Here is a 12,259-nt window from a genome sequence, read left to right on the forward strand (position 1 = left end):
CGGCGGTCAGGACGTGGCGGTCGCGGTGGGGCCGGTCGCCGTGGGGCTCGACGTGAGCGGGCCCGAGGACGTGGGCTCGGCGGCCCGCGACACGACGAGCACGACCTCCTCGCCGTCGGGCACCGGTTCACCCGCCTCCGGCTCGCTGGCGATCACGCGTCCCGGTGGCAGCTCCGACGTGCGGTACTCCACCCGGTAGCTCAGCCCGAGCCGGTCGAGCAGCCCTTCGGCCGTCGCCTGCGACAACCCCACCAGCGGAGGCACCGGCACCCCGGCCTCGGTGGTCGGCGGCGCGCTCGGCGACTCGCTCGTCGGGGCGGCCGACGTCGGGGCGGCGCTGGTCGCCGCGGCCGTGGTCAGCGAGGGGGACAGGGTCGGCTCCGGGCCGGTCCGGTCGTCGTCCGCGCTGAGCACGAGCCACAGCGCGGTGCCGAGCAGGGCGACGAGCAGCAGCGCCAGGATGCCCCAGAGGATCGGTAGCCACCAGCGCCGGCCGCCCTGGTCCTCGGCGTACCACTCACCGGCCGGCTCCCGGTAGTCCGCGGGTCGGGGCGGTGGCACCTCGGCGCGCCCGGACCACGGCGCGGACCGTTCCGGCGGCAGCGGCGCGGTCCGGTCCGGTCCGGCGCGGTTCAGCGGCGCGGTCTCGTCTGCCGGCCGCCCCGTCGGCGCGGCACGGTCCAGTGGCGCGGTCTCGTCCGCCGGCCGTCCCAGCGGCGCGGTCGCATCCGGTGGGGTGGGTCGGGGCTGCTCTTCGGCCGGCTGTGCCGACCCGGGCCGGTTGGCCGGGCCGGGCAGTCGCTGGGTGTGGTCGGCCGGCTCCTCGCCGGAGCGCGGCAGCGGTCGGGTCTGGTCGCCGTCGTGCTCCCCGGCGGGCGGTTCCTGGCGGTCGTCGCTCATCGCACCGTCCTCTCCCGAACCGGGCGGGCGCCCTGGCCCTCGACCGCCAACCTAGCGGTCCGGGCGCCCGTCGCCGCGGATCACGGTCCCGACCCGCCCGGTCCGACGGCCGGTCGGGCGGTCACGGGGCCGGGGTCGTCGAATCCGCCGGCTCGGCCCCGCACCAGATCTGGACCTGATCGTTCCACCGGGCCGTGGTTCCCGCCGCCGGCTCCTGCCGGACGATGGCGCCGCTGCGGCCCGCCGGGTACCGCGGGTAGAGGCCGTCGTCGCCCAACTCCTCCGCCGCCTCGTCGCACTTGTCGCCCACGAGGTCCGGCACGATGGTGGCCGGTGCCGGTCCGGTGACGTAGAGGGTCACCGTCGCCCCGCGCTTCACCGGGGCGCCGACCTCCGGCGCGGTCCGCTCGACCGTGCGGCCGGCGCCGCTGCCGAACACCAACCGCCAGCCCAGCTTCCGCTCGTGCAGCTCATCCCGAGCGGTCTCGAAGTCGGTGCCGATCACCGGCGGCACGGCGAGACCCGTACCGCTGGACGCCGAGGTGCGGGGTGCGGACGGCGTCGTCCGGGTGGCTGTCGGCCGCTGCGTGGGGGAGGCGCTGGGACCGCCGGTCGCGCTCCCCGCCACCGCCGGCTCATCCGGCGGTACGTCGTCCTCGCCGGCCAGCAACCAGCCCCCGGTCGCGCCGATCGCGGCGAGCAGCACCACGGCCAGGCCGCCGCCGAGCACCATGTTCAGCCGTCCCGGTCCGGCCTCGCCGCCACCGTTCGTGTTCCCGTCCGTCACACCGCCACCGCCTCAGTCACCGGCGACCGTACCGGTCACCGCCAAGCCGATCACCGCCAAGCCGGGCGCCGACGGCTCGCCGCGCCGCCGACGGGACGTTACGCTGCCCGGCATGGCCAGACGCGGCTGGGGAGGATCGATCGCGACGGCGATCGGCGTTGCTGCCGGTACCGGCGCGGCTCAACTGGGCTTCGGCTACGGGTTGGGCATCATCAACTGGGCGCCGGCCGATGCCGGCGTGGCACCGGCGGCCTGGGTCGCCAGCCTGATCTGGGCCACCTGGATCGCGGCGACCTCGACGATTCTCGGCGCTGTCTGCGCGCACCGGCTTCGCGAGCGGGTTCCTGCGACCACCCCGGCGGCCGCCGGGAGCGACACCACGACCGGCTCCGGCACGGCGACGCCGGACGGCGCCGACCCGGCCCGACCGCTCGACGCCACCGACCGCGAGTCCGCTCCGCTTCAGGGCACTGTGGACGATGCGTCGACCGGACCGGTGGCCGGGGATCGGACCCCCGCACGGGCGGGCGGCGGCAGCCGGCACGCCGGCCTGGCGCACGTCGGCCTGGCCGTCGCCGCCGGGTTGGGCGCCCTGGTGACCGTGCTGCTGGTCGGGGTGCCGGCCCGGGTCGCCGAGGCGCCGGACACGGCGACTCCGCAGCGCGTCGCCGCTGCGTACGCGGCCATCGGTGTGCTGCTCGGCGTGCTCTCCGCGCTCTGGGCGCTGCGGTCGCGCGCCGCCGCCGCCAACATCATCGCGACCGTGGCCTGGCTGTGGCTGCTCGCCGTGATCGCGGTGGTCGACGGGGTGCTCTCCGGCCGCGGGCTGACCACCGCTCAGCTCGGCATCTGGCAGATCAGCGCGGATCGGCCCGGCTTCTGGATCCGGGACTACCTCTACTGGCCCGGGGCCGTGCTCTCGCTCGGCTCCGCGCTGGTGATCGGCGTGCTGGCCGCCCGGCGCGCGGCCCGGTCGACGGATCGCCGGGTGGGCGCGACGATCTCCGGCGCGGCCGGGCCGCTGCTCGTCGCGCTCGGGTATCTGCTGGCCGTGCCGCGACTGTCGGCGATCAGCCCGGAGCAGGTGTCCGCGCACCTCATCGCGCCGTACGCGGTGATCGGGGGCATCGGCGGCTCGGTCCTGGTCGCCGCGTTCGCCCAGCGCGCCGACCGGCGGACGGCGGCACCGGTTCCCACCCCGCAGTTCCGCCCCACGACGGGCCAGCCGGCGACGTCCGGCCCGAGCACGGGACAGCTGGCCACGGCCGGCCCGAGCACCGGCGAGCCGAAGACGTCCACCGCGAGCGGTCGCGGGCGGCTGGCGTCCGCGACGAAGACCGGCACCGCGGGCGACCCCGGTCCGGCACCGGCCGCCGGCGCGTCACCCGCCGCCGACCCCCGGGTCCCGGCCCCGCGCACCGGCGAGGCGGACCGGTTGGCGCCGGCCGGCACGGACAACAGCGGACCGGCGACGGCGGAAGCGGCCTCGAAGCAGGCCGGACGGCGCGGCCGATCCCCGCGCCGTCCGGAGTGACGACCGCCCGCGCGGCGGAGCCGATCTGCCGCTGGTGACGACCGGTCCGTCGATCTGCCGGGAGTGACGACCGGTCAGTCGATCGGCCGGGAGTGACGACCGGTCAGTCGATCGGCCAGGTGTGCACCGGCTCGTTGCTGCGCTGGAGTTCGGCGTAGCGCTGGAGCATGTGGTGCAACGCCGCGGTCCGGTCCAGGCCCCGGTGGCGTTCGGCGGCCCAGACCGACTCGGTCTGCCAGACGGCGCCGTTGCGCCCCGTCCGGCAGCGCTCTTCGATGACACCGAGCAGGCGGTCCCGTTCCGCCGGGGCGACGCCGAACCCGTCCAACCCGGCGGCGGCCTTGGGCAGCAGCACGTTGAGGACGAGTTGGGTCACCGGGACGTCGCCGAGCCGGGGCCAGTGCAGGACCGCCTCCATCCCCCGGCGGGCGGCGGCGTGGAAGTTCTCCTCGGCGGAGCTGAAGGTGAGCTGGCTCCAGATCGGCCGGTCCGCCTCGGCCAGTGCGCGGGCGAGGCCGAAGTAGAAGGCGGCGTTGGCGAGCATGTCCACCACCGTGGGGCCGGCCGGCAGCACCCGGTTCTCCACCCGCAGGTGCGGGCGGCCGTCCATGATGTCGTAGACCGGCCGGTTCCACCGGTACACCGTGCCGTTGTGCAGCCGTAGTTCGCCGAGCTGGGGCACCCCGCCGGCGTGCAGCACCTCCACCGGGTCCTCGTCCTCGCAGATCGGCAGCAGCGGCGGGAAGTACCGGACGTTCTCCTCGAACAGGTCGAAGATCGAGGTGATCCACCGCTCGCCGAACCACACCCGGGGCCGTACGCCCTGCGCCTTGAGTTCGTCCGGACGGGTGTCGGTGGCCTGCTCGAAGAGGGCGATCCGGGTCTCCGCCCAAAGCTGCCGTCCGTACAGGAACGGCGAGTTCGCACCGATGGCCACCTGGACCCCGGCGATGGCCTGGGAGGCGTTCCAGTAGTCGGCGAAGCTGTCCGGCGCGACCTGGAGGTGGAACTGGAGGCTGGTGCAGGCCGCCTCGGGCGCGATCGAGTCGGTGTGGGTCTGCAGTCGCTCGACCCCGCGGATGTCGAGTTCGATGTCCTCGCCCCGGGCGCCGACGATCTGGTCGTTGAGCACCCGGTAGCGCTCGTTGGTGGAGAGGTTGTCCTCGACCAGGTGCCCCTCGGTGAGGGTCGGCAGGATGCCGACCAGCACGATCTTCGCGTCCGACTTCGCAGCTCGCTCGTCCGCGCGGGACAGGCTGCTGCGCAGGTCCTGTTCGTAGTCGGCGAAGCCGGCGCGCTCGATCAGCCGGGGCAGCGCGTTCAGTTCCAGGTTGAACTGCCCCAGCTCGGTCTGGAACAGCGGGTCGGCGATGTTGGCGAGGATCTCCTCGTTGCGCATCGCCGGCTCGGCCGCCGAGTCGACCAGGTTCAGCTCGATCTCCAGCCCGGTCATCGGCCGGTCGGCGTCGAAGCCGAAGTCGTCCAGCATCAGCGCGAAGACGTCCAGGCACCGCCGGACCTTCTGCCGGTAGCGGACCCGGTCCTCGCGGGTGAAGGCGCCCTGCGAGACGTCCCTGCCCATGTGTCCTCCCGGCACGAGGCGCTGTCGGGACCGAGCCGCCCCGGACGCGCGTTGTCAGCCATCAACGGTAAGAGCGCCCACCGCACCAGGACCAGAGGCCGACTCCGGTATCCCGCGCCGGAGCGGTCCCGGCCGGGCCCGGGCGGTGTGCTCCCGGCGGGATCACTACCCCGCCCGGCCGGCCCACCACCGCCTCGACCCGCGAACATGTCGTGACAATTCGCACGTGGAGCAACGCCGGGCCCGCGCCGTCGTGCGGCGCGGACCCGGCGTACGGCGATCCGAGGGATCAGGCCTGACGGATGGCCTCGCCCTCGATCTCGATCTTGATCTTCCGGCTGACCAGCACGCCGCCGGTCTCCAGGGCGACGTTCCAGGTCAGGCCGAACTCCTCGCGGTCGATCTCGGTGCTCGCGGAGAAGCCGAAGATGTCCTGGCCGAAGGGGCTGCGGCCGACACCCTCGAACTCGACCTCCAGCTCGACCGGCCGCGTCACGTCCTTGACGGTCAGCTCGCCGGTCAGGACGAACTCGCTGCCCCGGCGGGACTTCACACCGGTGCTGCGGAACTCCAGCGTCGGGAACTTCTCGACGTCGAGGAAGTCGCCGCTGCGCAGGTGACCGTCCCGGTCGGCCTGGCCGGTGTTGATGCTGTCCGCCTGCATGGTCGCGGTGACCGAGGACTGCAGCGGGTCCTCGGCGATGGTGATGGTGGCGGTCGAGTCGGCGAACTCGCCGCGGACCTTGCTCACCATCATGTGGCGCGCGACGAAGCCGACCCGCGCGTGCGCGGCATCCAGCAGGTAGGTGCCGGCGGTCGGGATGGTGAGACCCTCCCAGTCGCGGGTAACCGCATCGGTGCTGCTGGTCATGGTGCTCTCCTCCAGGGGGAATGTTTAGTAGCCCAACGACTGCCGCAGCAACTATAGCGGCTGCAATATTCCCCGTGTCAAGGACTGGTACGATGAACGGGTGAGAAACGCGTTGGACGATCCCCGGATCACCGCCGTCGGTCTCCTCTACGAGGTGCACGCCGGACTGTCCGCCCGGTTCGCCGCCCAGTTCGAGGAGCACGACCTCTCCTCGGTCGAGTTCGAGGTGCTGACCCGGCTGGCCCGGTCGCCCGACAACCAGCTGCGGATGACCGACCTCGCGGCACAGACCTCCCTCTCCACCAGCGGCGTGACCCGCGTGGTGGACCGGATGGAACGCGACGGCCTGCTACGGCGCCGGGCCTGCCCCTCCGACCGGCGCAGCTCGTACGCGGTCGTCACCGCCGCCGGCATGCAGCGCCTGGACGAGGCGCTGCCCGGGCATCTGCGCATCATCGAGGAGTGGTTCACCGGCCAACTCGACGCGGAGGCCCTGCGGGCGCTCCTCGACGGGCTCCGCCGGGTGCGCGACGCCGTGCACCCCTGCGCGACCGCCGGCAGCACCACCCACCCCGAGGACAAGGCGGTCGACGACCGGGCGGCCACGACCCGCGGCTGAGCCCGACCCCACGGACCGGCAGAAAGAGCGGCAGAACTGCCCGCGCCATCCGGATACAGCCCCCGAAATCGGACAAGCCGCCTGGACGGCGCTGGCTAGTCTTCGATCAGCGGGGATTCACCGGGGGGTGACGGCGCGGGCGAACAGCGAGGGGTAGCAACAGGGGGCTCTTCGCTCGCGCCACCTCCGGCCCCGTCCCACCGCACAGCTGGTCCCACCCCGACAGGGGCCCGCGCCGCCCGGCTGGCCGCACCCCGACGAGGGCACTCTCACCGAGGCAGGCGTCCGCCGCGTCCCACCACCAGCGCGTACAGCAGGCCCTCCTCCTGTGGCAGCAGCCGGATCCCGTTCTCGCGGCAGGCCCGGTTCAGCCGGTCGAGCACCATCGGGTCGGCGGTGCTGGCAGCCAGCCCCACCAACGCCTCGACCAGGTCCCGCCGGTCCGGCCCCTCGGCGCCCGCCTCGACGGCCGCGGCGAACCACTCCGCCGCCAACTCCCGGTCCCCCCGGTGCAGCGCGAGGTTCCCCTCGATCAGCGCGCAGATCCCCTCCTCGGGGTGCGCGGCGACCGCACCGCCCGGGTGGGACGCCGGTCCGCCGGTCCGCTGCCGCGGTACGGGATTGTCCGGTCGGGCTGGCTGGCCGACCCGCGTCGGGTTGGACGCGCGCAGTTCGGCCAGCACCTCGGCGGCCTCGGTCCCGCGTCCGTCCTGGGCAAGCGCCATCCCGACCCGACCGAGCACCCGGCGACGGTGCCCCGGATCACCCAGCTCCGCCAGCGCCGCCGCCGCCCGGCGGCCCTGGTCCACGGCGTCGGCGTACCGGCCTCCCAGGCGGGCGACCTCGGCCAGGTTCGCTCTCGCCAGCACCCGCAGCCGCTGTTCCCCGCACTGCGCGGCGAGCCGGTCGACCGCGGCGAGCCGACGCCGGGCGGCGGCCAGGTCGGCAACCCGGATCTCCTGCCAGGCCAGGTTGTTCTGCGCCACCGCCATGTCCCGCACCCGGCCGTTGCGAGCGGCCACCCGGAGCACCGACTCGGCCTGCTCCCGGGCCTCGTCCTGGCGCCCGGCACCGACCAGCAGGGCGCCGAGCACGGTACGCGCGGCGAGTTCGCCGGTCACATCGCCCGCCCGGCGGAACGCGTCCAGCGCCGTCCGCGCCGTGGGCAACTCCTCCGCGCCGGCCCCGTGTTCGGCGGCGAGCTGGGCCACGCCGATCGACGCCCAGGCCCGCAGCACCGGGTCGGCATCGGCGGTACGCGGGTCGGCCAGCAGCCGGCGCAGCCACTGCCGTCCGGCCACGTCCCGTCCCCGGAACCGCCACCACCGGGAGAGCCCGGCCGCCAGCCGCAACGCCGTCAGCGGATCGTCGGTGGCAGCGTGCGCCAGCGCGGCGCTGATGTCGCTGCTCACCTGGTCGAGCCGCCCGACGGCATCGGTGAGCCGGGCACCGACCAGGTCGGGGGCGGTCCGGGCCACCAGCCGGGCGATCACGGTGGCGTGCCGACGCCGGATGCAGGTGAGCTCACCGGCCCCGGCGGCCTGTTCGGTGGCGAAGTCCCGGACCGCGTCCAGCAGGCGGAACCGGAACGGCCCGGCACCCCGGACGCTCAGCAGGCCCAACTCGGCGAGCCGGTCCAGCACCGGCACCGGGTCGACGGCCACCGTGCCGTCCGCGTCCGCCACGTCGCCGAACATCTCCTCGGCCAGGTCGACCGACCAGCGGTTGCCGAACGCCGCCAGCCGGCGTAGCGCGGCCTGCTCGTCCGACGCGAGCAGCCGGTAGCTGGCCGCCACCGCGTCCCGCAGGGTGACCGCGACCGCCGGGCGGAAGGTCTCCGCGCCGCCCGGCCCGTCCCAGCCGGGGTGCTTCCCGGCGTCGCCGGGCGTGGCCAGATCGAGGACGCGGTCGCCGTAGCGGTCGAGCAGTTCGGTCAGATCGAGGATCCGGCCGCGGGCGGCCATCAGCTCGATGGCGAGCGGCAGCCCGCCCAGCCGGCGGACCAGCGCCGCCAGGGCCGGCAGCTCGTCGGGTTCGGGCGGTTCCCGGCGCACCTGCGCGAGCCGGGCGGTGAAGAGAGCCACCGCCGGCCAGCCGGCCAGCGCCGCCGGCCCGTACCGGTCGGCCTCGGGCGGCGGGACCTCGAGCGGTGCCACCGGCCAGACCCGCTCCCCGGGCAGACCGACCGGATGCCGCCCGGTGACCAGCACGCGCACCGACGGTGCCGCGGCGAGCAGCCGGTGCAGCGCCTCGGCGACCGGGTCGGGCGCCCGCTCGGCGGCGTCCACCACGAGCAGCGCTGGACGGCCGGCGAGCCGGCCGGCGAGGTCCGAGACCCGGGTCGCGCCGAGCACGGCCACCGAGGCGGCGAGCACGTCGGCCCCGTCCGTCCCCTCCCCGACCAGGACCCCCGCCACGCCGCCGGGGTGGCTCCCGGCCACCGCGTGCCCCACCGTCAGGGCCAGCGCGGTCTTGCCGACACCGGCCAGCCCGACCAGGCTGACCAGCCTCGGTCCGAGCTCGTCGGTGAGCATCCCGATCAGCTCGGTCACGTCCCGGTCCCGCCCGATCAGCTCGACCGGCGGTGGGAGGGCGACCGGCGGCCCACTGTCGTCCGGCTCCCCGGCGACCTCGGACTCCGACAGGGCGGACGCCGGCGCGGGCGGCTCGGCGGCCGGCCCCCGGGCCGTGGCGAAGAACGCCGCCCGCGCGGCGCCGTCGAGATCGAGCGCGTCGGCGAGCAGTTCGACGGTGGTCCGCTGGGGTCGTGAGGCCCGGCCCCGCTCCAGGTCACGCACCGTCCGGACGCCCACGCCCGCGCGGTCCGCCAGCTCGGCCTGGGTGAGGCCGGCGGCCAGCCGGTGCCCCCGCAGCAGGTCCGGCAGAACGGGACGACCGCCCGGACCGGGCGAGCGATCATGAGCCGGCGTCATGGGCAGGAAGACTACGGATCGGGTCCGACCTCCGGCAGTCGAGCGTCGGGCTGCCGACGCCCCGCTGCCGATATCCGACAGCGGACGCGCCGCCTCGCCGAGCCCGGTTCTACCCGGCGGGCCGACGCTTGCCGGGCCCGTCGGGCGGGCCCGCCGGTGACGTCAGAGGCCGAGGTCCCGGGCGATGATCATCCGCTGCACCTCGCTGGTGCCCTCGCCGATCTCCAGGATCTTGGAGTCCCGCCAGAACCGGGCCACCGGGTACTCGTTCATGAAGCCGTAGCCGCCGTGGATCTGGGTGGCCTCCCGGGCGTTGTCGACCGCGATCGTGCTGGCGTGCAGCTTGGCGATCGCGGCCTGCCGCTTGAACGGCTCGCCGGCGAGCATCCGCGCCGCGGCGTCGTAGTACGCCAGGCGGGCGATGTGCGCCTTCGCCTCCATGTCGGCGATCTTGAACTGGATCGCCTGGTAGTTCCCGATCGGCTGGCCGAAGGCGTGCCGCTCCTTGGCGTACTTGATCGACTCGTCGACGCAGCCCTGTGCCAGACCGACCGCGAGCGCGGCGATGGCGATCCGGCCCTCGTCGAGGATGCGCAGGAACTGGGCGAAGCCCCGGCCGCGCTCGCCCAGCAGGTTCGCCGCGGGCACCCGACAGTCGTCGAAGGTCAGCTCGTGGGTGTCCGAGGCGGTCCAGCCGACCTTGGAGTAGCCGGGCGCCACGGTGAAGCCGGGGGTGCCGGACGGCACGATGATGGTGGAGAGTTCCTTCGAGCCGTCCGGCCGGGTGCCGGTGACCGCGGTGACCGTGACCAGCGTGGTGATGTCGGTGCCCGAGTTGGTGATGAACGCCTTCGAGCCGTTGATCACCCACTCGTCGCCGTCCAGCACCGCCCGCGTCTGGGTGCCGCCGGCGTCCGAACCCGTGCCCGGCTCGGTGAGCCCGAAGCCCGCGAGGGCCTCGCCGGTGAGCAGCTTCGGCAGCCACTGCGCCTTCTGCTCCTCGTTGCCGAACCGGAAGATCGGCATGGCGCCGAGGGAGATCGCGGCCTCCAGCGTGATGGCCACACTGGAGTCGACCCGGGCCAACTCCTCCAGAGCCAGGCAGAGCGCGAAGTAGTCGCCGCCCATCCCGCCGTGCTCCTCGGGGAAGGGGAGCCCGAACAGACCCATCTTGCCCATCTGCCGGATCACCTCGTACGGGAAGGTGTGCTTCTCGTAGTGCTCGGCGATGACCGGCGCGACCACCTCGCGGGCGAAGTCCCGCACGCTCTCCCGCAGCGCCTCTTGCTCCTCGGTGAGCCGGAAGTCCATCGGGTTCCTCCTGTGGGACGGGCCCGCCGGGCGCTTGTGACGCCGGCCGGGACGCGGTGGGTCGTGCGGGTCAGACCGGGGTGACGCCGTGCCGGCGCCGGGAGAAGTGCCGTTCCTTGCCGCGTGCGGCGGCGAACCGGCGGACCAGTTCGGCCCGCAGCTCGTGCGGCTCGACGATCGCGTCGATCACCAGCTCGCTGGCGAGCCGGACGACGTCGATGTCCCGCTCGTACTCCTCGCGCCGCGCCGCGACGAACGCGGCGCGCTCGGCCTCGTCCTCGATGGCGGCGATCTTGTTGGCGTAGACCGCGTTGACGGCGGCCTCCGCACCCATCACGGCGATCTTCGCGGTGGGCAGCGCGATGGTGGCGTCCGGCTCGAAGCCCGGGCCGGCCATCGCGTAGAGGCCGGCGCCGTAGGCCTTGCGGACCACCACGCAGATCTTCGGCACGGTGGCCTCGGAGATCGCCGTGATCATCTTGGCGCCGTGCCGGATGATGCCCTGCTTCTCCACCGCGCTGCCGACCATGAACCCGGGCACGTCGGAGAGGAAGAGCAGCGGCACGTTGAAAGCGTCGCAGAGTTGGACGAACCGGGTCGCCTTGTCGGCCGAGTCGACGAAGAGCACCCCGCCCTTGAACATCGAGTTGTTGCCGACCACGCCGACGACCTCGCCGTTCAACCGGCCGAAGCCGATGGTCAGCTCCTTGGCCCAGAGCGCCTGGATCTCGAAGAAGGAACCCTCGTCGAGCAGGCCCTTGACGTACCGCCGCATGTCGAACGCCTGCCGCTCGCTCGCCGGCACCAGCGCGGCGAGGTCGGCCTTCTCCGGCGCGGGAGTGGCCTCGGCCGCCGGCGGGTCCTGCGTCCAGTTCGCCGGCAGGTACGACAGGTAGCTCTTCACCACGTCGAGCGCCTCGGCCTCGGTCTTGCACAGGAAGTGCCCGACACCCGACTCGGCACAGTGCACCTTGGCGCCGCCCATCGCCTCCAGCGTGGTCTTCTCGCCGGTGACCATCTCGACCATCCGGTCCGAGCCGAGGTACATGCTGGCGTTGCCGTCCACCATGGCGACCACGTCGCAGAACGCCGGGATGTACGCACCGCCGGCGGCGCTGGGACCGAAGAGCGCGCAGACCTGCGGGATCGAGCCGGAGGCGCGGACCTGGTTCCAGAAGATCTTGCCGGCGCCGCGGCGACCGGGGAAGAGGTCGACCTGGTCGGTGATCCGGGCCCCGGCCGAGTCGACCAGGTAGACCATCGGGACGCCGGTCGTGTACGCCCGCTCGATGATCCGGATGATCTTCTCGACGGTGCGGGCGCCCCAACTGCCGGCCTTGACCGTCGAGTCGTTGGCCATCAGGCAGACCGGCCGCCCGTCGATCGTGGCGGTGCCGGTGACCACGCCGTCGGCGGGCAGGCCCTCGGCCATCGCGTTGGCGTAGAGGCCGTCCTCGACGAAGCTGCCCTCGTCGACCAGGAGCGCGACCCGCTCGCGGGCGAAGAGCTTGCCCTTGGCGGCGTTCGCCGCGTGGTACTTGTCCGCACCGCCGGCCTTGGCGTGCTTCCGCAGCTGCTCCAGTGCCTCACCGTCGAGCGTCACGCCGACTCCCTCGCCGTACCGACCTGAACGATCGTTAGGCTAGCGCATCCACGCCCCGACCGGCGAGCCCACCCGCCGCCCGTTCCCGTCCGCGTTGATCAAGAGGTTCGCGTCGGATC

The 12,259-nt window shown here is 74.0% G+C and carries 9 protein-coding genes; 2 read left to right on the forward strand and 7 right to left on the reverse strand.

Annotated elements, in window-relative coordinates; genetic code table 11:
• Positions 1-6 precede the first annotated feature (6 nt).
• Positions 7-900, reverse strand: a complete 894-nt coding sequence (locus O7603_RS21215) for a PASTA domain-containing protein (protein ID WP_281571549.1) — start codon at positions 898-900, stop codon at positions 7-9.
• A 121-nt stretch (positions 901-1,021) separates the two neighbouring features.
• Positions 1,022-1,687, reverse strand: a complete 666-nt coding sequence (locus tag O7603_RS21220; RefSeq protein ID WP_281571550.1) for a PASTA domain-containing protein — start codon at positions 1,685-1,687, stop codon at positions 1,022-1,024.
• A gap of 112 nt (positions 1,688-1,799) precedes the next feature.
• On the opposite strand from O7603_RS21220, the gene O7603_RS21225 reads away from it, so the two are divergent.
• Entirely contained in the window at positions 1,800-3,221 is a 1,422-nt protein-coding gene (locus tag O7603_RS21225) for a hypothetical protein (RefSeq protein ID WP_281571551.1), read from the forward strand.
• Positions 3,222-3,324: 103 nt separating this feature from the next.
• Here the strand turns inward: O7603_RS21225 and O7603_RS21230 are convergent, their stop codons facing one another.
• The gene (locus tag O7603_RS21230; RefSeq protein WP_281571552.1) at positions 3,325-4,803 is read right to left on the reverse strand and encodes a glutamate--cysteine ligase; all 1,479 of its coding nucleotides are present in this window, start codon (positions 4,801-4,803) and stop codon (positions 3,325-3,327) included.
• 289 nt (positions 4,804-5,092) lie between these two features.
• Positions 5,093-5,674 carry a YceI family protein gene (locus O7603_RS21235; protein ID WP_281571553.1) on the reverse strand — a complete coding sequence of 194 codons (582 nt, stop codon included), beginning with the start codon at positions 5,672-5,674 and terminating at the stop codon, positions 5,093-5,095.
• A 100-nt stretch (positions 5,675-5,774) separates the two neighbouring features.
• On the opposite strand from O7603_RS21235, the gene O7603_RS21240 reads away from it, so the two are divergent.
• Positions 5,775-6,293: a MarR family transcriptional regulator gene (locus O7603_RS21240; protein ID WP_281571554.1), complete on the forward strand. Its 519-nt coding sequence runs from the start codon at positions 5,775-5,777 to the stop codon at positions 6,291-6,293.
• Between the two features lie 269 nt (positions 6,294-6,562).
• On the opposite strand, the gene O7603_RS21245 is transcribed toward O7603_RS21240, so the two are convergent.
• The 3 genes from O7603_RS21245 to O7603_RS21255 all read right to left on the reverse strand — a co-directional run bounded on the left by O7603_RS21245 (position 6,563) and on the right by O7603_RS21255 (position 12,140).
• Entirely contained in the window at positions 6,563-9,226 is a 2,664-nt protein-coding gene (locus O7603_RS21245) for a helix-turn-helix domain-containing protein (RefSeq protein ID WP_281571555.1), read from the reverse strand.
• A gap of 162 nt (positions 9,227-9,388) precedes the next feature.
• Positions 9,389-10,537 carry an acyl-CoA dehydrogenase family protein gene (locus O7603_RS21250; protein WP_281571556.1) on the reverse strand — a complete coding sequence of 383 codons (1,149 nt, stop codon included), beginning with the start codon at positions 10,535-10,537 and terminating at the stop codon, positions 9,389-9,391.
• A gap of 70 nt (positions 10,538-10,607) precedes the next feature.
• Positions 10,608-12,140 carry an acyl-CoA carboxylase subunit beta gene (locus O7603_RS21255; RefSeq protein WP_281571557.1) on the reverse strand — a complete coding sequence of 511 codons (1,533 nt, stop codon included), beginning with the start codon at positions 12,138-12,140 and terminating at the stop codon, positions 10,608-10,610.
• Positions 12,141-12,259: the final 119 nt, after the last annotated feature.

The organism is Micromonospora sp. WMMD812 (genome assembly GCF_027497215.1).
GTDB lineage: Bacteria > Actinomycetota > Actinomycetes > Mycobacteriales > Micromonosporaceae > Micromonospora.

Excerpts from the sequence above, each read along its gene's own strand:
- O7603_RS21250 (WP_281571556.1), bottom strand. The coding sequence starts at position 10,537 with ATGGACTTCCGGCTCACCGAGGAGCAAGAGGCGCTGCGGGAGAGCGTG.
- O7603_RS21225 (WP_281571551.1), top strand. The coding sequence starts at position 1,800 with ATGGCCAGACGCGGCTGGGGAGGATCGATCGCGACGGCGATCGGCGTT.
- O7603_RS21235 (WP_281571553.1), bottom strand. The coding sequence starts at position 5,674 with ATGACCAGCAGCACCGATGCGGTTACCCGCGACTGGGAGGGTCTCACC.
- O7603_RS21245 (WP_281571555.1), bottom strand. The coding sequence starts at position 9,226 with ATGACGCCGGCTCATGATCGCTCGCCCGGTCCGGGCGGTCGTCCCGTT.
- O7603_RS21230 (WP_281571552.1), bottom strand. The coding sequence starts at position 4,803 with ATGGGCAGGGACGTCTCGCAGGGCGCCTTCACCCGCGAGGACCGGGTC.
- O7603_RS21215 (WP_281571549.1), bottom strand. The coding sequence starts at position 900 with ATGAGCGACGACCGCCAGGAACCGCCCGCCGGGGAGCACGACGGCGAC.